Source organism: Castellaniella sp. S9 (assembly GCF_027257175.1).
In the GTDB taxonomy this organism is placed as follows: Bacteria; Pseudomonadota; Gammaproteobacteria; order Burkholderiales; family Burkholderiaceae_B; genus Castellaniella.
Genome location: NZ_JAPFGD010000003.1, coordinates 123,866 through 145,386 on the forward strand (window position 1 = coordinate 123,866; position 21,521 = coordinate 145,386).

Here is a 21,521-nt window from a genome sequence, read left to right on the forward strand (position 1 = left end):
CTGAAATACAGCCTAGATATTACAGCGCGCGAGCCGGAAGCTGATGTCGCGAACCGCCGGCTGGGGCTTGAGTTCCGTGTCCTGGGTGGAAAACCGCACCCAGATCACGTATTTGTTCGCGCTGATCTCGGGGAAGACCTGCTGGGCGCCGTCGACCCAGACCCTGAGGAGCTGGAAGGTCTTGCCGCCCAGCATTTCCTGGTAGGCGCCCTGGACGGCGCGCTGGTCCTGGGCATCGCCGGAATCGCGCAGCAGCCGCAGAATCATGGCCATGGCGCGGTACAGGGGCAGGAACGGATCGATCCAGCGCGCCAGGTCGCGCGCCCGCGCCTCGGCGGGCGTGATCTGCCAGGCGTGGTAGGACGGCATGTCGATCTGTGACGAGCCGCCCGGCACCATCACCCTGCCGCGCAGGCTGACCAGCCATTCGTTGTCGCGCAGGTACTGGCCGATGCGCCCCTGCCCGCCCAGGTCGGCGACGGCCGCCTGGATCTGCGCCAACAGGTTGTCCACCGTCGCGCCATCGACGCCCGGGTGCTCGCGCAACCCCGATAGCGCGCTGCGGTGGCGGTCGAGGTCCTGCAGCACCGCGGTGCGCAGGTCGGCCCGGTCGCAGATGTCGAGCAGGTCGAACAAGGTCGCCATCGCAACCTGGTGGCAGCGCGCGTCCTCGCCCTGCGCAAAAAAGAACAGACGATCGAACAGATGCTCGACTCTTAGAAAGGTCCGGACCCGTTCGTTGCAGGGGTACTCGTATAGAACCACGCGTTACTCACCCTATTCGTGACTGGATTCGCCGCCGGATCGGCACGCGGCACGCGCGCGCCAGGAATCGTGGATGACACGGGTACGGCGCACCAGTTCGTCGAGGCTGGTCGGCCCGTCATTGAGCACGACATCATCGGCGATGGCCAGGCGATCCGCCCGCGATGCTTGTGCGGACATGATACGCTCAATGGCCTGCGGCGTCAGCCCGCTGCGGGCCTGGACGCGCCGCACTTGGGTCTCGGGATCGCAGTCGACGACACAGATCCGGTCGACCCGATCCCGCCAGCGGCCGCTCTCGGCCAGCAAGGGCACCACATAGACCAGATAGCAGCCACGCGCGCGCGCCGCCTGGTCGCGAACCGCCTGGTCGATCCGGGGATGCAGGATGGCCTCGAGGTCGCGGCGCACGGCTGGATCCTCGAACGCGCGCGCGCGCATCCAGGCCCGGTCCATGGCGCCGTCCGGGGCGATGGCGGCCTCGCCGAAACGCGCGCGTATCGCCTCGATCGCCTCGCCGCCCGGCGCCGTCAAGGCGTGCGCGATCTGGTCGGTGTCGATAACGGCCGCGCCCCACCCGGCCAGCAGATCGGCCACTTTGGATTTGCCGGATCCTATGCCTCCGGTCAAGCCGACGGAAAACATGCGTCGAGGGCTCCTGTCCATGTCCAGACCATGACTGTACCGCAAGGCGGGTGCCCGGCCACGGCTCGCCGCCGTCGCCAAGCCTTGCGCAAATGCGTAGAATGCGGGTTTCAGACCCGGAGCACGTCCCATGCGCTATTCCGCCCACGCGATACGACGATCGTACCGGCTGGCCCTCGTGCCCGCCTTGCTGGTCCTGCTGGGCGCCTGCGCCCAGCAACGCGAATCCGGTTACTACCAGAGCGCCCCCGCCGGCACGGCCTCGGATGCCATGCATCGCGCCCAGGGCGGCACCGACATCATCGCGCCCTCGCAGATCCAGCTGGGTTTCGGACCAGACACCCAGCGCAAGCCGGCCGCGCAAGGCGAGGCACCGGCTGAGGCGCCCACCCCGGCCCCAGCCCCCACGCCGGCACCCCTGGCGGCCACGCACACCTACCTGGGCACGGTGCCCTGCGTCGATGGCATGCAGTGCCCCGCCTCGCGCATGACGCTGACCCTGGCGCCGGACGGCCAGTGGCGGGCCCGCAGCGTCACCGTCGACGCGGCGCAAGCCACCACCACCCGGATGGGCTGTTGGTACGTCACGAACGACAAGCCCCTGCGCATCATGCTGCAAACCGGCGAGCGCACCACGGCCCGGCTTGAGTTCGCCTCGAACAGCACCCTGCGCATCCTCATGTTCGGCGGACACCGCCCCATGCTGGAATACACCCTGAAGCGCCAGGCCGACATCGACCCGATCCAGGAGCTGTCGAGCCAGCCCGCGCAGACCTGCAACAGCCCGGGGGACTAAGGCCCGTCACGCACGCCGCGCTAGCCGGCCAGGCGCGGGGCGCCGGCCTGGGTCTGGAGGCACAGCGCCTCATCGGCCTCGAGCTGCCAGTACAGATAACGGTGGGTGAGTTCGACCGCATTGCGCACCCGCATCTTTTCGAAGATCCGCGCACGGTGCGCCTCGATCGTGCGCTGCGAGACGCCGAGCTCGGCGGCGATCACCTTGTTGGGCGTGCCGCGGGTCACATAGGCAAGGACGTCGCGCTCGCGCCGCGTCAGGACGTTGAACGGCGACGCCCGTTCCTCGCGGATGTCGAATGAAACAGCGGGTTGTGACATGACTGGCTCCGTGGACGTGCAAAAGTCGTTTGGATTCTGTCATGCCGCGATCCGCAGCGATAAGCTGCCAGTCCTGACAGGCACTGATACAGCCCCTGTCGCACAGGCCTTTCAATCCCCGACGCGAAGCTCCAGATTGTCGATCAGGCGCGTGGCGCCCAGGCGCGCGGCCGCCAGCACCACCAAGGGTTCGCCATCGCGGATCTGGGCTGAATCGGGCGGCAACAGGTCGCGCTGGCGCCGCAAGGACACATAGTCGACCTGCCAGCCCCTGGCATCCAGCATGCGCCGGGCCTCGTCCTCGATGGCCTGCAGGTCCGCATTCCCCCCCAGCACGGCATCGCGCACGCGCTGCAGGGCGCCATACAGGTTCGGCGCTTCGGCGCGCTCGGCGGGGGTCAGGAAGCGATTCCGTGATGACAATGCCAGGCCGTCGGCGTCGCGCACGGTTTCGTGGGCAATGATCTCGACGGGCAGCTGGAACTGCCGGCACATGGCGCGCACCACCATCAATTGCTGGTAGTCTTTCTTGCCGAACACCGCCACGCGCGGCTGGACGCAGGAGAACAGCTTGAGCACGACCGTACTGACGCCGACGAAGAAATCCGGCCGGAATTCGCCCTCGAGGATCTTGCCCAGGGCCTCGGCGGGCTGGATACGGAAATTCTGGGGCTCGGGATACATCTCGCGCTCGTCGGGCGCGAACAGCACATAGACGTCGCGCTCGCGTTCGAGCTTGGCGATGTCCTCGGCCAGGGTGCGCGGATAACGGTCGAAATCCTCATTGGGCCCGAACTGCAGCCGGTTGACGAAGATGCTGGCCACCACCGGGTCGCCGTGCTGGCGCGCCAGGCGCATCAGCGAGAGGTGGGCCTCGTGCAGATTGCCCATGGTCGGGACGAAGGCCACGCGCAGCTGTCCACGCAACTGGTCGCGCAAGGCTTCGATGGTATGGACGACTTTCAAGGCTTCCTCCGGCGTGCCTGAACGGTCAGGCCGAGCGAGTATATGACAGTCTGACGTACAGCGGCGCATAAGGCGCCGCCTGGGTGATGTCCAGCAAGGACTCGCGCGCGAGTTCGAGCAGGGCGAGGAAATGCACGACCACCACGGCGGCCGCGTCCCCCTCGCGGATGCGCTCCATGAACAGTTCGGTGAACTCCATGAAACGCACGTCGGACAGGCGCCGCAGGATGCGGCTCATGTGGTCGCGCACGGACAGTTGTTCGCGCGTGATGCGGTGGTGGGCATTCAGCCGGGCGCGCCGCATGATCTGCGCCCAGGCCTCGCGCAGATCGTCCACCGACACCTCGGGCAGCAGGCGTTCGGTGCGCAGGTCGGCGAAGGCGTGCGCCGCCTGGAAGTCCCGTCCGATCTGCGGCAGGGCGTCGAGCCGCTGGGCGGCGAGCTTCATGCGCTCGTATTCGAGCAGCCGGCGCACGAGCTCCGCGCGCGGATCCTCGACTTCCTCGCCGGTATCGGACTTGCGCACCGGCAGCAGCATGCGCGACTTGATCTCGATGAGCATGGCCGCCATCAACAGATATTCCCCGGCCAGTTCCAGATTGCCCTCGCGGATTTGCTCGACGTAGGCCAAGTACTGGGCCGTGACCTCGGCCATGGGGATGTCCAGGACGTTGAAGTTCTGCTTGCGGATCAGGTAGAGCAGCAGGTCCAGCGGCCCCTCGAAGGCCTCGAGGAAGACCTCGAGGGCATCGGGCGGGATATAGAGATCCTGGGGAATGGAAAACAGCGGCTCGCCGTACAGGCGAGCCAGGGCGACGCTATCCACGACGTCGGGCGTGCTGTCGATCTCGGGGGCCACCAGGGCCTCCAGCCCGCGGGCCTCGTCCGGCGGACGCATGGGCCGCGTCAGGCCTTTTGGTAGTAGACGTAGGGGTCCTGGGGCACCCGGGCGGCCTTGTAGCCTTCCTGGAGCTCGGGATCGATGTAGCGGTCCCACAGCCGGCCGCGGCCCGCGCGCTGGCGCGCCTCGGTGTCGTCGCGGTCGGTCTTGTACTGCTTGAGGAACTGGGTCAGCTCGGATTCAAAGTTATTTGCCATAATATCGCCATATCCGATCGAGTGATCGATGCGCCCAGTGTACTTCACCCGGGCCGATCCAGCCTCCCAGATGTCAGCCTCCCTTCCGGAAACGCCCCCCGCGCCGGCCGGTGATCCCCGCGCCGTCCGCATGATCCCCCTGATCGTCAGCTGCGCGCTGTTCATGCAGATGCTCGATTCGACCGTCGTGGCCACGGCCCTGCCGGTGATGGCCCATGGATTCGGAACCACGGTGGTGCGCATGAACGTCACCATCACCGCCTACCTGCTGGCGGTCGCGGTCTTTGTCCCCATCAGCGGCTGGGCCGCCGACCGCTTCGGCTCGCGCAGCGTGTTCATCGCCGCCATCGCGCTGTTCACGCTCAGTTCGGTGGCCTGCGCCGGCGCGCAGGACCTCACCCAGCTGGTGGCCGCCCGGGTGGCGCAGGGCGCGGCCGGCGCCCTGATGGTGCCGGTCGGCCGGATCATCCTGCTGCGCATGGTGCCCAAGGCCGAACTGCTCAAGGCCATGGCCCTGCTGTCCCTGCCGGCCCTGATGGGGCCGGTGATCGGGCCGCCGGTGGGGGGCTTTCTGGCGACCTACGCCACCTGGCACTGGATTTTCCTGATCAATGTGCCGGTGGGGCTGCTGGGCATCGCCCTGGTGCTGAAATTCATTCCCCGCGACGTGCCGGCGATCCGGCCTCGCCTGGACTGGCTGGGCTTCATCCTCAGCGCGGTCTCGATGGCGGCGCTGGTCTCCAGCCTCGAGGCCCTGGGACACGGCAGCCTGCCTCCCCCACAGCTGGCCGGGCTGTTCGCGCTCGGGCTGGTGTGCGGCCTGCTGTACATCCGCCATGCGCGCCACACCACCTATCCCATCATCGACCTGGGGCTGCTGCGCACCCAGACCTTCGCGGTCTCGGTCCTGGGCGGCAACCTGTGCCGCTTCGCCATCGGGGCCTCGCCGTTCCTGCTGGCCATCATGCTGCAGGTCGGCTTCGGCCTGTCGCCGTTCGCGGCCGGCCTGATCACTTTCACCTCGGCGGCGGGCGCCATGGCCATGAAGCTCGTCGCCACGCCCATCGTGCGCATCTTCGGTTTTCGCCGGGTGCTGATCGGCAACGCACTGCTGACCGCGGTTTCCGTGGGTGCCTGCGGGTTCTTTCGCGCCGACACGCCGGTCTGGCTGATGATGGGCATCCTGCTGATCGGCGGATTCTTCCGCTCGCTGCAATTCACCGCCGTCAATACCTTGACCTACGCGGACCTGGACTCGGCGCGGATGAGCCGCGCCAGCAGCTTCGCCGCCACGGCGCAGCAACTGGGCATCAGCCTGGGCGTGGCCTGCGCGGCGGTCACGCTGAACCTCAGCATGGCGTGGCGCGGCGGCGCCGAACTGGCGCTGATCGACGTGATCTGGGGATTTGCGGTCACGGCCCTGATCGTGGCCGCCTCGGCCCTGTCGTTCGCGCGCCTGCCGGCGCACGCCGGCCGGGACCTGCACGGCCGCACGGCGCGCTCAGCCGCCTGAAACCGGCTCGCCCGCGCCGGCGATGCCGCCGTCCTCCAGCAGCATCACCAGCTTGCAGTCCTGGCGCGTGGCCAGGCGGAAGGTGAACTGGCGGAAACGCAGGATACCCTCGCGCGGATGATTGAATTCGCGCAGGCCGCCCTCGCGATCGACCACGGCATGGCGTGTCCACCAATGGGCGAACAGCGGGCTGCCGGACCGAAGGTCGGCCACCAGGGCCTGGATGTCGGGGTCCTCGGCATGGACACCCACATCCGCGCGGAATTCGGCGACGACGCGGCTGGCGCGCCGCTCCCAATCGACGACCAGGCCGGGTGCGGCCGGATCCAGAAAGATATAGTGCAGCAGGTTGGGCTGCGGGCTGCGGTCCGGCCAGCCGTCGAACACCCGCAGCAGGGCCTCGTTGCGCGCCAGGAGATTCCAGCGGCGATCCAGGATGTAGGCGGGACAGCGGATGCTGTCGACGCAGCCGGCCAGGCCCTCGGGCAGCGCCACCGCATCGTAGCGCGCCCCCTCCGGGTCGGCGCATTCGGCCAGGTCGAACAGGTAATGGCGCTCGGCGCGGGCCAGCGCCAGGGCGTCCGCCAGCCGGCGCCAGACCTCGGCCGATACCGAGATGTCGCGGCCCTGTTCGATCCAGGTGTACCAGGTGGCGCTGATCCCGCAGAGCTGGGCCAGCTCCTCGCGGCGCAGGCCCGGCGTGCGGCGGCGCTCGCCGGCCGGCAGGCCGTGGTCGGCCGGGCTGACCCTTGCCCGGGCGCGGCGCAGGAACTCGCCCAGCGCCTTGCGGCGCGCGGTATGGTCCTTGCCGCCCGTCGTCATCAACGCAGGGTGCTCGCCAGGCTGCGGCGCACGTCATCCTCGTCGCGGCCGCTGCGGCGCACATAATCCTCGACCTGGTCCGCGCCGATGTTGCCGACGTTGAAGTATTGAGATCGGGGATGGCTGAGGTAAAAGCCGCTGACGCTGGAGGCCGGGTACATCGCGAAGCCCTCGGTCAGCAGCATGCCGATTTCCTCGCATTCCAGGACCTCGAACATGCGGCGCTTGACCACGTGCTCGGGACAGGCCGGATAGCCCGGGGCGGGACGGATGCCCTGGTATTTCTCGGCGATGATGTCCTCGTTGCTGAGGGTCTCGTCGGCCGCATAACCCCACAGGTCGCGGCGCACGCGGGCATGCAGGGTCTCGGCGAACCCTTCGGCCAGGCGGTCGGCGATGGCCTTGAGCATGATGACCGAATAATCGTCGCCCTGCTCCTGGAACATCTGCTCGTATTTCTCGATGCCGACGCCGCCGGTGACCGCGAACAGCCCGATGTAATCCACGATGCCGGTGGACTTGGGCGCAATGTAGTCGGCCAGGCACTTGTTGTCGACGCCCTCGCGCTTGGCCGTCTGCTGGCGCACGTTGCGCCAGGTCATGAGGACCTCGCTGCGGGTTTCATCGCGATAGATCTCGATGTCGTCGTCGTTCACGGTATTGGCCGGATAAAAGGCCACCACCCCGTTGGCGGTCAGCCAGCGGCCGTCGACGACGCGCTTCATCATGGCCTGCCCTTCCTCGAAAAGCTTTTGCGCCTGCTCGCCGACGACCTTGTCCTGCAGGATCGCCGGATACTGGCCGAACAGGCTCCAGGTCTGGAAAAACGGCGTCCAGTCCAGGAATTTCAAGATCTCGGACAAGTCATAGTGCTTGAATACCCGGCGCCCGATGAACTTGGGGCGCGGCGGCTGATACGTCGCCCAATCGATGGCCGGGCGCGCCGCGCGCGCCTGCGCCAGGGGGATGATGGGCGTGGACTTGCGCTGGGCGTGGCGCTCGCGCACCAGCGCGTATTCGTCGGCGACCTCCTGCAGATAGCGGTCGGCCTGCTCGGACATCAGGCTGGTGGCCACGCCCACCGAGCGGCTGGCGTCGGGCACATAGATGACCGGCCCTTCGTAGTTGGGGGCGATCTTGACGGCGGTATGCACGCGGCTGGTAGTGGCGCCGCCCACCAGCAGGGGCAGCTTGCGGCTGAGGAAATACTCGTCGCGCTGCATCTCGGAGGCCACATAGGCCATTTCCTCGAGGCTCGGCGTGATCAGGCCCGACAGGCCCACCATGTCGGCGTCGACCTCCTTGGCCTTGGCGAGGATCTGGCTGCAGGGCACCATCACCCCCATATTGACGACCTCGAAGTTATTGCATTGCAGGACCACGGTGACGATGTTCTTGCCGATGTCGTGCACGTCGCCCTTGACGGTGGCGATGACCACCCGGCCCTTGGAACGGACGTCCCCGCCGGCATCGGCGATCCGGCGTTTTTCCTCCTCGATGAAGGGCAGCAGGTGGGCGACGGCCTGCTTCATCACACGGGCCGATTTCACCACCTGCGGCAGGAACATCTTGCCCGAGCCGAACAGGTCGCCCACGACGTTCATGCCGTCCATCAGCGGCCCTTCGATCACCTCGATCGGGCGCCCGCCCGCCGCGGCGATCTCCTGGCGCACCTCCTCGGTGTCCTCGACGATGAAGGTGGTGATGCCATGGACCAGCGAATGCGTCAGACGCTCGCGCACCGTGCCCTCGCGCCAGCCCAGGTCCTCTTCCTTTTTGGCGCCGGCGCCGCGTATGGTGTCGGCCAGTTCGACCAGCCGCTCGGTCGAACTGCGCTCGTCGGCGGGATCGGTGCGGCCCACCGGTTCGGGCCGGTCCAGCACCACGTCCTCGACCATGTCGCGCACCGCCGGGTCCAGGTCGGAATACACCCCCAGTTGGCCGGCATTGACGATCCCCATGGTCAGGCCCTGGCGGATGGCGTGGTAGAGGAACACCGCATGGATGGCTTCGCGCATCGCCTCGTTGCCGCGGAACGAAAAACTGACGTTCGAGATCCCGCCCGAGACGCGTGCGTGGGGCAGGTTGCGCGTGATCCAGCCGGTCGCCTCGATGAAGTCGACCGCATAGTGATTGTGCTCGTCGATGCCGGTGGCGATCGCGAACACATTGGGATCGAAGATGATGTCCTCGGGCGGAAAGCCCACCTGCTTGACCAGGATGTCGTAGGCCCACGCACAGATGTCGATGCGGCGCTGCAGGCTGTCGGCCTGGCCCTCGGTGTCGAAAGCCATGACCACGATGGCCGCGCCGTACTTGCGGCACAGGTTCGCGTGCTCGATGAAGGGGCCCTCGCCCTCCTTCATCGAGATCGAGTTCACCACGCACTTGCCTTGCACGCAGCGCAGGCCCGCCTCGATGACGGGCCATTTCGAGCTGTCGATCATCACCGGCACGCGGGAAATGTCCGGCTCCGAGGCCAGCAGGTTCAGAAAGCGCGGCATGATGGCCAGGGCGTCGAGCATGCCCTCGTCCATGTTCACGTCGATGATCTGGGCGCCGTTTTCCACCTGCTGGCGCGCCACGGCCAGCGCCTCGTCGAATTTTTCCTCGCGTATCAGTCGCAGGAACTGCTTGCTGCCGGTGACGTTGGTGCGCTCGCCGACGTTGACGAACAGGGACTCGTCGTCGATGTTGAGCGGCTCCAGGCCCGAGAGGCGCGTCTTGACCGGGATCTGGGGCGGCACCCGCATGGGCAGCTCGCGCACCTTGTCGGCGATCTGGCGGATGTGCTCGGGCGTCGTGCCGCAGCAGCCGCCCACCACGTTCACCAAGCCGGCGCGCGCGAACTCCTCGAGCAGGCCCGAGGTGTCCGCCGGGGTTTCGTCGAAGCCGGTCTCGGCCATGGGGTTGGGCAGGCCCGCATTCGGGTACACGCACACATAGGTGTCGCAGATCTTGGAGATCTCGGCCACGTAGGGCCGCATCAGCGCGGCGCCCAGCGCACAGTTCAGCCCGATGGTCACCGGCCGCGCATGGCGCACCGAATTCCAGAAAGCCTCGACCGTCTGGCCCGACAGGATGCGGCCCGAGGCATCGGTGACCGTGCCCGAGACCATCACCGGCAGGCGCACGCCGCGCGCCTCGAACACCGACTCGATGGCAAAAATCGCCGCCTTGGCGTTCAGGGTGTCGAAGATCGTCTCGATCAGCACGATGTCGATCCCGCCGTCGAGCAGGCCTTCGAGCTGCTCGGTGTACGCCACGCGCAATTCCTCGAAGGTCACGTTGCGGGCGCCCGGATCGTTGACGTCGGGCGACAGGGAGGCGGTCTTGGGCTGCGGCCCCAGGGCGCCGGCCACGAAACGCGGATGGTCCGGCGTGGACAGCGCGTCGCAGGCCTCGCGCGCGAGGCGCGCCGAGGCGACGTTCATTTCGTAGGCGAGGTCCTCGAGCCCGTAGTCGCCCTGCGCGATGCGCGTGGCCCCGAAGGTATTGGTCTCGACCACGTCCGCCCCCGCCTCGAGGTAGGCCTCGTGAATGCCGCGGATGATGTCCGGACGCACCAGCGAGAGCAGCTCGTTGTCGCCCTTGACGTCCCTGTCATGCCCGGCGAAGCGCTCGCCGCGAAAATCGGCCTCGGACAACTTATGGCGTTGGATCATCGTGCCCATGGCACCGTCCAGCACCACGATGCGCCGGGTCAGCAGGCGCACGAACTCGGCGCCCCGGGTATAGGCTTCGATGGGATAAGGCAAGGCAGGATAGGTCACGACGTTCCAGTGGGCGTTGGAAGGGAAATCGCCATTGTATCGCCCGGTGTCTGTGCCGAGCCGCCGTGGCGCCATGAAACGGCCACTTTCATTCAAATATCAATCATTTAGGACACTGAGGCTCAGGCAAAAGCTGGCTTTATTCTGTCACTTTGGTATACTAGGGTTTACCCTATAAGTAAAAACCCGCGATTGCCCCGCCGTCGCCCAATGCTAGGAGAACACTATGCTGCGTCCCTTCTCGACCCATCCCGTCAACCAGGCCTACGCGCGCCTGATGGCCGAAGAGCGCGCCGACCGCGCTGCGCGTGCCGCCCAAAACCAACCGGGCCTGATCGCCCGCTTCCTGGGCATCCTGGTCGGCGTCCCGCCCAAGGCCGCCCGCAGCGCCTGATCCAGAAAATCCCCGGCCCCACGCCCATCTAGGATATCCTCCGACCGCAGCTGGCGCTGTGATATATTTCGCGGCGAAACAGGTGCTTTCGACTTCCCGCCGCACGGCGGGCGGATGCGAAAGTCAAACGGGAAACAGAACGGTCCGCCCTATCGGCGGCCGCCCGCTGTGCTGCCCCCGCAACGGTGAGCATGCCTCGCATGCCAGCCCGATACCGGCCTGTCTCGCAACCTGGTCCATTCCCGGGACGCGACCGCCTTCGACGTGACGCTGTCCCCAAGCCCCGCCATCCGGCGGGCGGGAATGTCGTTCGTTCATGGCGTGCGGGGACGCGCGCCGTACAGGATATCTCATGGCATCCCTCCATTCGCGGCGCGCGCTCGCTGCTCTGTGCTCCCTTCCCCTGGCCGCCACGGCCCAAACCCTCCAGCCCGACACGTCCGATACCCAGGTCCGCGCCTTGCCGGACATCGTCGTCACCGCCAGCCGCAGCCCCGAACCGCTGGCCGACGCGATCGGTGATGTGACGGTCATTGGTGCCGAACAATTGCAGGCCGCGCGCGGCGACAGCATCGTGGACATCCTGGCCCGCCAGCCCGGCGTACAGTTCACCAGCAGCGGCGGCCCCCAAACAGCCACCGGCGTCTTCCTGCGCGGGGCGAATGCGCAGCACACGCTGGTGCTGATCGACGGCATGCCGATCAATGGCGCGACATCGGGCGGCGCCCAGTTCCCCGCCCTTGATCCCGCCATGGCCGAACGCATCGAAATCCTGCGCGGCCCGGCCAGCAGCCTGTACGGGTCGGACGCCGTCGGCGGCGTCATCAACATCATCACCAAGAAAGGCGCGCAAGACCGCCCGCTGTCGGCCTGGGCCAATGTGGGCTATGGCACCTATGAAACGGCCAAGTCCGGCCTGGGCCTATCGGGCGCGGCTCAAGGATGGGACTATAGCCTGTCCGCCAGTGCCGGCAGCAGTCAAGGATTTGACGCCACCCGCCGCCTGAAAGCCACGAACCAGACGAATTTCGAGCACTACCCGGACAAGGACGGCTATCGTAACCACGCGCTGTCGGGCACGCTGGGCTATCAATGGGCACCGGGCCACCGCATCGGCCTGACGGCCTACAACGGCGCCATGAACGGCGATTATGATGCTGGCCCCGACATCCCGAACGCCTATGCGTTCTATCGCCAGCAGGCCTACGGCCTCAGCAGCGCCGACCGCATCACAGACTGGTGGGACAGCGAACTGCGCGTGGCCTTCGCCAAGGACAGCTACGACGACCGCGCCTACCAGAGCCGCTTCAACGCCATCCGGCGCCAATACAGCTGGACCAACACGTTCAAGCCGCACACCGATCACCAGATCGCGCTGCTGCTCGAACACACCGAGGAACGCGTCCAGGGCTCCACCTTGTACGACCAGGACGCGCGCAACACCAACGCCGTCGGGCTGATCTACAAAGGCCGCGTCGACCGCCTGCGCACGCAGGCCAGTGTCCGTAACGACAACTACACCGGCTACGGCAACCAGACGACGTACAGCCTGGGCCTGGATCTGGACATCACGGACACCCTTCAAGTCGGCGTGCTGGGCGGCACCGCTTTCCATGCGCCCACATTCAACGACCTCTACTATCCCTACGAACTCTATACCTTCATGGGCTTCCCGGTGGGCTCGTACTCGGGCAATCCGGACCTGAAGCCCGAGAGATCCCGCAGCATCGAGGCGCATATCCAGTACCAGACGGCGGATACGCTCCTGCGCGCGACCCTGTACCAGAACCGGATCGACGACCTGATCATCTACCAGGTCACGGAGCCCGCCCCGTTCTTCACCGCGGGGACCATGCGCAATTTGAACAAGGCCACCATCCGCGGCCTGACACTGACGGCCGAACAGCGCCTGGGCGACACGACCCTGCGGGCCAGCGCCGATTTCCTGGACCCGCGCAATGACGATCCGCAACCCGGCCAGGGCACCGATCTGCCACGGCGCGCACGCCAGGTCCTCCGCCTGGGCGCCGAACACCGCATCCAGGCCTTCAAATTGGGCGCCGAATACCAGTACACCGGCAACCGCTACGACGACGATGCCAACAAGGTGCGCCTGGGCGGCTATTCCCTCGTGAACCTCACTGCCGCCTACGACTTCAGCAAATCCCTGGGCGTGCAAGTGCGCTGGAACAACGTGCTGGACAAGGACTACGTGCTGGTCGACGGCTACAACACGCCGGGCTCGAATGTCTTCGTGAACGTCTCCTGGCGGATGTAGGCACCGCCGTGAAGGCAGCCCTCGCCCTGGCTCCCGCCGTCTGTCCCGCCCCAGTTGCGCGCGGCCACGCAGGGCGGACTGCGGCGCGGCGGCTGGCCGCGGTCCTGGCCGCCATCCTGCTGCTCGCCGGGCCGTTTGCCCCAGCCGGCGCCGAGGGCACACCGCATCGCGTCATCACCCTGGCACCCAGCGTCACCGAACTGGTATACGCCGCCGGAGGGGGCGCGGATATCGTCGGCACGGTGCTCAGCAGCGACTACCCGCCGGCCGCGCGCGACATCCCGCGCATTGGGGACGGCATCCAGTTCGACCAGGAAACCATCCTGGCGCTGCGCCCCACCCTGGTCGTGGGCTGGCTGGCCTCGGGCGGCAGCCAGGCGCTCGCCGCCGTGCTGCGCAACCTGGGCGTCCCCATGATCTATGCCGACCCCCGGTCCCTGGACGACATCCCGGGACTGATCCGCGCGCTGGGTCGGCACCTGGACACCAGCCCGGCCGCCGACCGCGCCGCCGCGGCCCTGCGGGCACGCATCGACGCCCTGCACGCACCCGCCGGCCGGCCGCTGACGGTCTTCATCGAAGTCGGCGTGGACCCCCTGTACACCCTCGGAAAGGACCCACTGGTCGACGACCTGCTGGCCCGCTGCGGCGGCGTGAACCCCTATGCCGACCGCGCCGTCGCGGCCCCGCAGGCCAGCGTGGAATCCGTGTTGCGGATCGACCCGGACGTCGTCATCGTGTCCCCCTACGGACGCCAGACCCTGGCGGCCCGCAGCGCCTATTGGACCGGACTGGGTCTGCGGGCCGCCATGCGCGGCCATCTCTACGCCATCGATCCCGACTGGCTGCATCGCCCCGGCCCCCGGCTGGTGGATGCGGCCGAGGCCCTGTGCGCGGATCTGGATCGGGTCCGGGCCGACTTGGGGCATTGAGGCCGCGCCGCATCCTCGTCTGCACGGCTGCAGGGGACAGCCAGTCAGTCGTCCCCCACCACTCCAAATGGATTATCCTACTAGATGACCGCCAGGATTCCTGGCGGCGCCCAGCGCGCATACGCACAGCGAACCCAACGACACCATGACCCCAGCATCATCAGATCCCCTCACCATCGCCGACCACACCTTCCAGTCCCGCCTGCTGGTCGGCACCGGCAAATACCGCGATTTCGAGCAGACCCGCCAGGCCATCGAGGAAAGCGGCACCCAGATCGTCACCGTCGCCATCCGCCGCACCAACATCGGCCAGAATCCGGGCGAACCCAACCTGCTGGATTTCCTGCCCCCGGACCGCTATACGATCCTGCCGAACACCGCCGGCTGCTACACCGCCGAGGACGCCGTGCGCACCCTGCGCCTGGCGCGCGAACTTCTGGATGGCCACGCGCTCGTGAAGCTCGAGGTCCTGGGCGATTCGGGCAACCTGTTTCCCAACATGCCCGAAACCCTGGCCGCCGCCCGCACGCTGGTCGCCGACGGCTTCCAGGTGATGGTGTATTGCAGCGACGATCCGATCCAGTGCCGCATGCTGGAGGACATCGGCGTGGTGGCAGTCATGCCGCTGGCGTCGCTGATCGGTTCTGGCATGGGCATCATCAATCCGTGGAACCTGCGCCTGATCATCGACCAGGCCAAGGTCCCCGTCCTCGTGGACGCCGGCGTGGGCACGGCCTCGGACGCCGCCATCGCCATGGAGCTGGGCTGCGACGCCATCCTGATGAACACGGCGATCGCCGGCGCCCGCGACCCGATCCGCATGGCGCGCGCCATGCGCCTGGCCGTCGAGGCCGGACGCGAGGCCTATCTGGCGGGTCGCATCCCGCGCAAGTACTACGATGCCGACCCCAGCTCGCCCACCGAGGGCCTGCTGCCCTCGACACGATCCTGAACCGTCCCCATGATCCCCAACACTTTGTCCATCGCCGGCGTCGACCCTTCAGGCGGCGCCGGCGTGCTGGCCGACGTCAAGGCCATGAGCGCCCTGGGCGCCTATGGCATGGCCGTCATCGCCGCGCTGACTGCCCAGAACACGCAGGCGGTGACGGGCATCTCGCCGGTGCCGGCGGAATTCGTCGCCGCCCAGATCGACACGCTGTTTGCGGACGTGCGCGTCGACGCGGTCAAGATCGGCATGCTGGGCCAGGAAAGCGTCACCCTGGCCGTCGCCGATCGCCTGGCGCATTGGCGGCCGGCGCACATCGTGCTGGATCCGGTCATGGTGGCCAAGAGCGGCGATCATCTGCTCGAAAAACGCGCCGTCGCGGCCCTGCGCGAGGCCCTGCTGCCGCTGGCCACCATCCTGACGCCCAACCTGCCCGAGGCGGGCGTACTGCTGGACCAGTCACCGGCCGACAACCTCAAGGACATGCGGCGCATGGCCGAACGCCTGCGGCGCCTGCTGAGCGACGACGATGAGCGCTGGGTCTTTCTCAAGGGCGGACACCTGCCCGGCCCGGACACCATCGACGTCCTGCACAACGGCGATCGCCTGATCGAAATGCCGGGCCGGCGCATCCAGACGCGCAATACCCACGGCACCGGCTGCACGCTGTCGGCGGCGCTGGCCGCGCTGCTGCCGCGCACGGCCGACGTGCCCGAGGCGGCACGCCAGGCCAAGGACTACCTGGTGCGGGCCATCGCCCATGCCGATACCCTGACCGTGGGCTCGGGCCACGGTCCGGTGCAACATTTCCATGCCTGGTGGCCCGCGGGCGCGATTGGGGCTTGATCCCTACAGGGCCGCGCCTGGCCTATAATCGACCTATCGAAAACCCTTGGTTTTTCAAACCTTTCGTACCCGATATGAACATCAACGAGCTTCCGGAAACAGAACGCGCCCGCTTCAACATGGTCGAACAGCAGGTTCGCCCATGGAACGTCCATGACGAAAGCGTGTTGCAAGCCCTGTTCGACCTGCCGCGCGAACGCTTCGTGCCGCCGCACCTGCAGGCGCTGGCCTTCTCCGATCTCGAACTGCCGCTGGTGATCGACGGGGTCGATACCCGGGAAACCATGCTCACGCCCAAGGTCGAGGCCAAGCTCGCGCAGGAATTGCTGCTGCAGCCCGGCGATTGCGTACTCGAGATCGGCACCGGATCCGGCTACCAGGCCGCCTTGCTGGCGCGCCTCGCCCAGCAGGTCACCAGCATCGAACTCGAAAGCCGCCTCTCGGCCTTTGCCCAGACCAACCTGCAGCGCAACCAGGTCCACAACGTCAAGCTCGAGACCGGCGACGCCCACGCCGGCTGGGGCACCGCCGAATACGATGCGATCCTGATCACCGGTTCGGTGCCCAGCGTCCCCGACGCCCTGAAATACCAGTTGGCGATCGGCGGCCGAATGGTGGCCGTGGTGGGCCGCGCGCCGGTCATGACAGCCTGCCGTATCACGCGCACCAGCGCCGCGGGCTTCGAGACCGTCGGCCTGTTCGACACCCTGATCAAACCCTTGCGCGGCACGGCCAAGTCCCGCTTCAAGTTCTAGGGCCGCGCGCCCTAGCCGCGGATCTTCCTCAGCAAGGCCGTCGTGGATCTCTGGTGCTCGAACGGAATCGCCACGGCGCGGCCGCCCCAGCCGCGCACCAGCGCGGTCTCGGGCAGGATATCCATGTCGTAGTCGCCTCCCTTGACGATCACGTCCGGACGCAAGGCCTCGATGAGCGCCACGGGGGTGTCCTCGTCAAACATCGTCACCGCATCCACACAGGCCAGCGCCGCCAGCAGCGCCATGCGATCCTCGAGGGCATTCAGCGGCCGGTCATCCCCCTTGCCCAGGCGGCGCACCGAGTCGTCCGTGTTGACGGCGACGATCAGGCTTGCGCCCAGCTCGGCGGCGCGATCCAGGTAGGTGACGTGCCCGCGATGCAGGATGTCGAACACCCCGTTGGTGAACACCAGCGGACGCGGCAGGTGCCCCTCGCGCACGGCGCGCTCGCAAGCCTCGCGTCCGAGGATCCTGGTTTCGAAGCGGGCGGGACGATCCATGACCTAGCCTCTCGTCAGCGCCCAGACGGCCACGCCCAGCGCCACCGCCAATATGCCGCACAGGACGGTCAGCAGGCGGTTGGTGTGGTTCTGGACCCTGCACAGGCGCTCGAGGTCGGCCCGCATCGCCGCGCTGTGATCAGGCAGGCTCAGCCGTGTGTAGACCAGCCGTGGGATCTGCGGCAGCATCTGCGCCCATTGGCCGGCCTCCTGGTCCAGGCGCTGACGCAAGCCCTGGAGGCCGATGCGCTGGTGCATCCATTTTTCCAGGAAGGGCTTGGCCGTTTGCCAGAGATCCAGCGAGGGGTCGAGCTCGCGTCCCATGCCCTCGACGTTGAGCAGGGTTTTTTGCAGGAGGACGAGCTGGGGCTGAATTTCGACATTGAAGCGGCGCGAGGTCTGGAACAGACGCAAGAGCACCTGCCCCAGCGAAATCTCGGACAAGGGGCGATCGAAATAGGGTTCGCACACCGCCCGCACCGCGCCCTCGAGTTCCTCCTCGCGGGTCTGCGCCGGCACCCAGCCGGACTCGATGTGCAGTTGTGCCACACGCCGATAGTCGCGCCTGAAGAAGGCCAGGAAATTCTGGGCCAGGTAGTTCTTGTCGAATTCCGACAGCGAGCCGACGATGCCGAAATCCATGGCAATGTAGCGCCCCAGGGTCTCGGGGTTGTCGGAGACATAGATATTGCCCGGGTGCATGTCGGCGTGGAAAAACCCGTCGGTGAACACCTGCATGAAAAAGATCTCGACCCCCCGGCGCGCCAGCAGCGGAATGTCCACGCCCGCGGCGCGCAGGCGGTCGACCTGGCTGACGGGAATGCCCCGCATGCGCTCCATCGTGAAGACCTGGGTGGCGCAAAGTTCCCAGACCACCTCGGGCACCTGCAGCAGGTGTTCGCGCCCGGTGCCGAGGCCGAAATTGCGGCGCAACTGGCTGCAGTTGGCCGCCTCGCGCACCAGGTCGAGCTCGTCGTGCAGGTACTTGTCGAATTCCGCCACCACCTCGCGCGGCTTGAGCCGGCGCCCGTCCGGCCCCAGCCGCTCGACCAGGCCGGCGGCTGCGCGCAGCAGCATGAGATCCTTTTCGATGGCCTCGCGCATCTCGGGGCGCAGGACCTTGACGGCAACCTCGCGGCCATCGTGCAGCACGGCGAAATGGACCTGGGCGATCGAGGCCGAGGCCACGGGCGTGCGCTCGAAATGCGCAAACAAGCGGTGCGGCGAATCGCCCAGGGCCTCCTCGATGATCGCCTCGGCGATCTCCGACGGAAACGGCGGGACGCGGTCCTGCAGCCGGGCCAGCTCGTCGGCGAGGTCCTGCGGCACCAGGTCGCGGCGCGTCGACAGGACCTGGCCGAATTTCACGAAGATCGGCCCCAGGGATTCGAGGGCCAGGCGCAGGCGCTCGCCCCTTGGGCGGCGCGGTCGATGACCCAGGCAGACGACCTTCAACAAGCCGTGCGCCCAGGGGTGCTGGATGCTGGAGAGCACCAGTTCGTCCAGACGATAGCGCAGCGAAATCAGGATGATGTGGGCCAGGCGCAGGAACGTCAGCATGATCGGTCCGCCCCGGCAGCCTGCGCCGCGACCCGCCGGTCCAGGGCGTCGAGGCGGCCGCGCAACGCCTCGATGCCGTCCCGCCAGACATCGAACTCGGGGCGCCGGACGGCCAGGCCGCTTTCCTCGCCCAGGTATTCGGCCACATTGTCGCGCGCGCGCTCCGCAACCTGGCGTGCGCCGACGCCCAGGGCGCGCAGACTGCCGGTCAGCCGCAGCGCCGCCACGTCGCCCACCACGCGCGCGAGGTCATCCTCGACGTCCCAGCGCAGGCTGGCGGCAAGATCGGACACCGCCTGGGCCAGGCCCGCATCGCCTTCGATGCGCGCCGAGGAGGACACTTCCGCCATGCCGCCGCGGCGCCAGAGCTCGGGCAGCTCGCGCCAGCGCCCTTCGGGCAGGGACACCACGACATCGGGCACGATGGCGGCGTCCGAGACCTGCAGCAGCCCCTCGGAGGAAATGGCGGCCTGCAGGCGCCAGGGGCCGCCCGCCGACAGGCGCAGAACCTTGCCGGCATGCGCCGCCAGGCGGCGACGCGCCCAATCCTCGCGCTGCAACAGCACGTTGAGGACGCGTAGGGCGAGGCCTGCGGGATGCGGCAGGGGAATGGGAGGCGACATGATCATACGCGGTGCACGGATACGAAAAAAGAAGGGCCCGCAGGCCCTTCAGTTTACCGGTTTTGCGCAGCGCGCATGAAAGCGGGATCAGTGGGTGTCGATCTGCTGGATACCGGCCAGCAGCCAGCCCTGTCCATCGGCCTTGTACAGGTTCCAGACCTCTTCGAAACGGAAGGCCTCGGCACCGGCGGATTCACGCAGCATGCCGGAATAGCGCACGCTGGCCAGGTGGCCGCCGGCGACTGTTTCGATGCCCAGCAGTTCGGCGTTGAGCAGGACCACCTCGGTCTGGTTGCCCTCGTCGTGTTGCGGCAACTGGGGCGTGATCTCGACCAGCAGGTCGTCGGTCAGGTATTCACGCAGGTTGTCGCGATTGCCGGCATCCCAGAGCGCCTGGATCTGGACGAAGCGCTGCTTGGCCTGGGAGAGAAAGGTCGGCACATCGAAATCACCCGGGATGAACCAGTTGGGATCAGCGGCCGGCGACGAGACGGACTCGATCTCGGGTGCCGCGGCGGGCGCCGACCCGGCAGCGGCGGGCGCACCGCCAGCGGCCGGCCCCCTGGGCCACGACGCATCCGGCGACGGGCCCTGGCGATAGCTGTGCCCCGCGGGCGCCATCGTGCGCTGGCCGCCGCGCATGCGGCGCACCAGCCAGATCACGGCAAACGCCACGAGCCCGATGAGTATCATGCTGGACAGGAACTCGAGGAAAGCGCCCGACAGGCCCAGACTGGAGAGCAGGGCCGCGATGCCCAGGCCCGCGGCGATGCCGGCGATCGGACCCAGCCAGCGCGACATGCCCGAGCGGGCGGCGGTGCCGGCCGCAGCGGTGCCGGCGGCGGCGGTCGAGCCGGTCGCCGCGGATCGCTGCGTGGTCTGCGCGGCCGGTGGCGTCACCGCCTGGCGCTGCTGCGTCACATTGGTGGATTGCTTGCCGAAGCTGCGGCCCATGCCCATGCGGCGGGCCTCGGCGTCGCTGGAGACGGCAAACATCGCAACGGCCGAGAACATGAGCATGGCCCCGGCCATCCAGCGGGATAGTCGCAAATTCATGAGGAGAAACTCCGATGGTGCCAGGCCGCGGCATCCGGGGCGGATGATACGAAACTGACGTTCAGCTAAATGTCAGCTCCACATTAACACAAAAATCCGCCCGGATGGCAGGGCCGGACGGCGAAACCGCGTCAGGTCCGGATTCAGTCGAGCCGCACACCCTCGTGCAGGGCCACCACCCCCGCGGCCATGTTGAAATACTGGACGCGGTCCAGGCCCACGTCGCGCATCATCGCCGCCAGCGCCTGCTGGTCGGGATGCATGCGGATGGATTCGGCCAGATAGCGGTAGCTGTCCTCGTCGCCGGCGACGAGCTTGCCCATGCGCGGCAGCACATTGAAGGAATACCAGTCGTAGGCCGGTGCGAGCGGCGGCGCCACGCGCGAAAATTCGAGCACCAGGAGCTTGCCGCCGGGCCGCAGCACGCGGCGCATCTCGGCCAGCGCCTGGTCCTTGCGGGTCATGTTGCGCAGCCCGAACGCCACCGTCACGCGATCGAAATAGTTGTCCGGAAAAGGCAGGTGCTCGGCGTCGCACACGGTCGCCGGCGTCACGATGCCGTCATCGAGCAGGCGGTCGCGGCCCACCCGCAGCATCGAATCGTTGATGTCGGTGAGCCAGACCTCGCCCGTCGGCCCCGCCCGCCGCGCAAACGCCCGGGCCAGATCGCCCGTGCCACCGGCGATGTCCAGCACGCGCATGCCGGGGCGCACCTGGGCGCGGCCGATCGTGAACGCCTTCCAGAGCCGATGCAGGCCGGCGGACATCAAGTCGTTCATCACGTCGTAGCGCGACGCCACGGAATGGAAGACCTCGGCCACGCGCCGCGCCTTGTCCGATTCAGGCACGGTCTGGAATCCGAAATGGGTCTGCGGCCCCGGCCCGGCCTGGGTGTCTTGGTGGTCGTTTCGCATGATGCGGCTATCGTACCGC

General features: G+C 67.5%; 21 protein-coding genes and 1 riboswitch. Of the genes, 8 read left to right on the plus strand and 13 right to left on the minus strand.

What is annotated here, in order from left to right:
• Positions 1-12: 12 nt before the first annotated feature.
• Together zapD and coaE are read right to left on the minus strand one after the other, a co-directional pair.
• Positions 13-765, minus strand: coding sequence for a cell division protein ZapD (gene zapD, locus OOZ48_RS05675; protein ID WP_269496488.1), 753 nt, complete (start codon positions 763-765; stop codon positions 13-15).
• A 12-nt stretch (positions 766-777) separates the two neighbouring features.
• A complete protein-coding gene (gene coaE, locus OOZ48_RS05680) occupies positions 778-1,410 on the minus strand; it encodes a dephospho-CoA kinase (protein WP_269496489.1) in 633 nt (210 codons plus the stop codon).
• 130 nt (positions 1,411-1,540) lie between these two features.
• On the opposite strand from coaE, the gene OOZ48_RS05685 reads away from it, so the two are divergent.
• The gene (locus tag OOZ48_RS05685) at positions 1,541-2,206 is read left to right on the plus strand and encodes a copper resistance protein NlpE N-terminal domain-containing protein (protein WP_269496490.1); all 666 of its coding nucleotides are present in this window, start codon (positions 1,541-1,543) and stop codon (positions 2,204-2,206) included.
• Between the two features lie 20 nt (positions 2,207-2,226).
• Here OOZ48_RS05685 and OOZ48_RS05690 read toward each other — a convergent pair whose 3' ends face one another.
• The 4 genes from OOZ48_RS05690 to OOZ48_RS05705 form a co-directional block, all read right to left on the minus strand.
• Complete coding sequence (locus OOZ48_RS05690; protein WP_269496491.1) at positions 2,227-2,526, minus strand: response regulator transcription factor; 300 nt, start codon at positions 2,524-2,526, stop codon at positions 2,227-2,229.
• 111 nt (positions 2,527-2,637) lie between these two features.
• A complete protein-coding gene (gene panC / locus OOZ48_RS05695) occupies positions 2,638-3,492 on the minus strand; it encodes a pantoate--beta-alanine ligase (RefSeq protein ID WP_269496492.1) in 855 nt (284 codons plus the stop codon).
• A 25-nt stretch (positions 3,493-3,517) separates the two neighbouring features.
• Entirely contained in the window at positions 3,518-4,390 is an 873-nt protein-coding gene (locus OOZ48_RS05700; RefSeq protein WP_269496493.1) for a segregation and condensation protein A, read from the minus strand.
• A gap of 8 nt (positions 4,391-4,398) precedes the next feature.
• Positions 4,399-4,590: a DUF3460 family protein gene (locus tag OOZ48_RS05705; protein ID WP_269496494.1), complete on the minus strand. Its 192-nt coding sequence runs from the start codon at positions 4,588-4,590 to the stop codon at positions 4,399-4,401.
• Between the two features lie 70 nt (positions 4,591-4,660).
• On the opposite strand from OOZ48_RS05705, the gene OOZ48_RS05710 reads away from it, so the two are divergent.
• Positions 4,661-6,103 (plus strand): DHA2 family efflux MFS transporter permease subunit, encoded by a 1,443-nt coding sequence (locus OOZ48_RS05710; RefSeq protein ID WP_442867541.1) that lies wholly within the window; start codon positions 4,661-4,663, stop codon positions 6,101-6,103.
• On the opposite strand, the gene OOZ48_RS05715 is transcribed toward OOZ48_RS05710, so the two are convergent.
• Positions 6,092-6,925, minus strand: coding sequence for a helix-turn-helix transcriptional regulator (locus OOZ48_RS05715; protein ID WP_269496496.1), 834 nt, complete (start codon positions 6,923-6,925; stop codon positions 6,092-6,094). The genes OOZ48_RS05710 and OOZ48_RS05715 overlap by 12 nt on opposite strands.
• Positions 6,925-10,698 (minus strand): methionine synthase, encoded by a 3,774-nt coding sequence (gene metH / locus OOZ48_RS05720; protein ID WP_269496497.1) that lies wholly within the window; start codon positions 10,696-10,698, stop codon positions 6,925-6,927. Before metH ends, OOZ48_RS05715 begins: the two co-directional genes overlap by 1 nt.
• Before the next feature lie 226 nt (positions 10,699-10,924).
• On the opposite strand from metH, the gene OOZ48_RS05725 reads away from it, so the two are divergent.
• From OOZ48_RS05725 to OOZ48_RS05750, 6 genes are all read left to right on the plus strand, one after another.
• Positions 10,925-11,092 carry a hypothetical protein gene (locus OOZ48_RS05725; protein ID WP_269496498.1) on the plus strand — a complete coding sequence of 56 codons (168 nt, stop codon included), beginning with the start codon at positions 10,925-10,927 and terminating at the stop codon, positions 11,090-11,092.
• A gap of 63 nt (positions 11,093-11,155) precedes the next feature.
• Positions 11,156-11,329, plus strand: a riboswitch (cobalamin riboswitch).
• 115 nt (positions 11,330-11,444) lie between these two features.
• Positions 11,445-13,370 (plus strand): TonB-dependent receptor domain-containing protein, encoded by a 1,926-nt coding sequence (locus tag OOZ48_RS05730; RefSeq protein ID WP_269496499.1) that lies wholly within the window; start codon positions 11,445-11,447, stop codon positions 13,368-13,370.
• An 8-nt stretch (positions 13,371-13,378) separates the two neighbouring features.
• Complete coding sequence (locus tag OOZ48_RS05735) at positions 13,379-14,302, plus strand: helical backbone metal receptor (RefSeq protein WP_269496500.1); 924 nt, start codon at positions 13,379-13,381, stop codon at positions 14,300-14,302.
• A gap of 145 nt (positions 14,303-14,447) precedes the next feature.
• Positions 14,448-15,254 (plus strand): thiazole synthase, encoded by an 807-nt coding sequence (locus OOZ48_RS05740; RefSeq protein WP_269496501.1) that lies wholly within the window; start codon positions 14,448-14,450, stop codon positions 15,252-15,254.
• Positions 15,255-15,263: 9 nt separating this feature from the next.
• Complete coding sequence (gene thiD / locus OOZ48_RS05745) at positions 15,264-16,094, plus strand: bifunctional hydroxymethylpyrimidine kinase/phosphomethylpyrimidine kinase (RefSeq protein WP_269496502.1); 831 nt, start codon at positions 15,264-15,266, stop codon at positions 16,092-16,094.
• Positions 16,095-16,168: 74 nt separating this feature from the next.
• Positions 16,169-16,849, plus strand: a complete 681-nt coding sequence (locus OOZ48_RS05750) for a protein-L-isoaspartate O-methyltransferase family protein (RefSeq protein ID WP_269496503.1) — start codon at positions 16,169-16,171, stop codon at positions 16,847-16,849.
• An 11-nt stretch (positions 16,850-16,860) separates the two neighbouring features.
• Here the strand turns inward: OOZ48_RS05750 and rfaE2 are convergent, their stop codons facing one another.
• The 5 genes from rfaE2 to ubiE form a co-directional block, all read right to left on the minus strand.
• On the minus strand, positions 16,861-17,349 hold the full coding sequence (gene rfaE2 / locus OOZ48_RS05755) for a D-glycero-beta-D-manno-heptose 1-phosphate adenylyltransferase (protein ID WP_269496504.1): 489 nt from the start codon (positions 17,347-17,349) through the stop codon (positions 16,861-16,863).
• A gap of 3 nt (positions 17,350-17,352) precedes the next feature.
• The gene (gene ubiB / locus OOZ48_RS05760) at positions 17,353-18,909 is read right to left on the minus strand and encodes a ubiquinone biosynthesis regulatory protein kinase UbiB (protein WP_269496505.1); all 1,557 of its coding nucleotides are present in this window, start codon (positions 18,907-18,909) and stop codon (positions 17,353-17,355) included.
• Positions 18,903-19,532, minus strand: coding sequence for a ubiquinone biosynthesis accessory factor UbiJ (locus OOZ48_RS05765; protein WP_269496506.1), 630 nt, complete (start codon positions 19,530-19,532; stop codon positions 18,903-18,905). The genes ubiB and OOZ48_RS05765 overlap by 7 nt, the downstream gene beginning before the upstream one ends.
• A gap of 87 nt (positions 19,533-19,619) precedes the next feature.
• The gene (locus OOZ48_RS05770; RefSeq protein WP_269496507.1) at positions 19,620-20,588 is read right to left on the minus strand and encodes a Tim44 domain-containing protein; all 969 of its coding nucleotides are present in this window, start codon (positions 20,586-20,588) and stop codon (positions 19,620-19,622) included.
• 143 nt (positions 20,589-20,731) lie between these two features.
• Positions 20,732-21,502 carry a bifunctional demethylmenaquinone methyltransferase/2-methoxy-6-polyprenyl-1,4-benzoquinol methylase UbiE gene (gene ubiE, locus OOZ48_RS05775; RefSeq protein WP_269496508.1) on the minus strand — a complete coding sequence of 257 codons (771 nt, stop codon included), beginning with the start codon at positions 21,500-21,502 and terminating at the stop codon, positions 20,732-20,734.
• Between the last annotated feature and the right edge of the window lie 19 nt (positions 21,503-21,521).

Coding starts and splice junctions, on each gene's coding strand:
- coaE (WP_269496489.1), bottom strand. CDS start 1,410: ATGTTTTCCGTCGGCTTGACCGGAGGCATAGGATCCGGCAAATCCAAA.
- OOZ48_RS05685 (WP_269496490.1), top strand. CDS start 1,541: ATGCGCTATTCCGCCCACGCGATACGACGATCGTACCGGCTGGCCCTC.
- OOZ48_RS05690 (WP_269496491.1), bottom strand. CDS start 2,526: ATGTCACAACCCGCTGTTTCATTCGACATCCGCGAGGAACGGGCGTCG.
- OOZ48_RS05700 (WP_269496493.1), bottom strand. CDS start 4,390: ATGCGTCCGCCGGACGAGGCCCGCGGGCTGGAGGCCCTGGTGGCCCCC.
- OOZ48_RS05705 (WP_269496494.1), bottom strand. CDS start 4,590: ATGGCAAATAACTTTGAATCCGAGCTGACCCAGTTCCTCAAGCAGTAC.
- OOZ48_RS05710 (WP_442867541.1), top strand. CDS start 4,661: ATGTCAGCCTCCCTTCCGGAAACGCCCCCCGCGCCGGCCGGTGATCCC.
- OOZ48_RS05715 (WP_269496496.1), bottom strand. CDS start 6,925: ATGACGACGGGCGGCAAGGACCATACCGCGCGCCGCAAGGCGCTGGGC.
- OOZ48_RS05725 (WP_269496498.1), top strand. CDS start 10,925: ATGCTGCGTCCCTTCTCGACCCATCCCGTCAACCAGGCCTACGCGCGC.
- OOZ48_RS05730 (WP_269496499.1), top strand. CDS start 11,445: ATGGCATCCCTCCATTCGCGGCGCGCGCTCGCTGCTCTGTGCTCCCTT.
- OOZ48_RS05740 (WP_269496501.1), top strand. CDS start 14,448: ATGACCCCAGCATCATCAGATCCCCTCACCATCGCCGACCACACCTTC.
- thiD (WP_269496502.1), top strand. CDS start 15,264: ATGATCCCCAACACTTTGTCCATCGCCGGCGTCGACCCTTCAGGCGGC.
- OOZ48_RS05750 (WP_269496503.1), top strand. CDS start 16,169: ATGAACATCAACGAGCTTCCGGAAACAGAACGCGCCCGCTTCAACATG.
- rfaE2 (WP_269496504.1), bottom strand. CDS start 17,349: ATGGATCGTCCCGCCCGCTTCGAAACCAGGATCCTCGGACGCGAGGCT.
- ubiB (WP_269496505.1), bottom strand. CDS start 18,909: ATGCTGACGTTCCTGCGCCTGGCCCACATCATCCTGATTTCGCTGCGC.
- OOZ48_RS05765 (WP_269496506.1), bottom strand. CDS start 19,532: ATGTCGCCTCCCATTCCCCTGCCGCATCCCGCAGGCCTCGCCCTACGC.
- OOZ48_RS05770 (WP_269496507.1), bottom strand. CDS start 20,588: ATGAATTTGCGACTATCCCGCTGGATGGCCGGGGCCATGCTCATGTTC.
- ubiE (WP_269496508.1), bottom strand. CDS start 21,502: ATGCGAAACGACCACCAAGACACCCAGGCCGGGCCGGGGCCGCAGACC.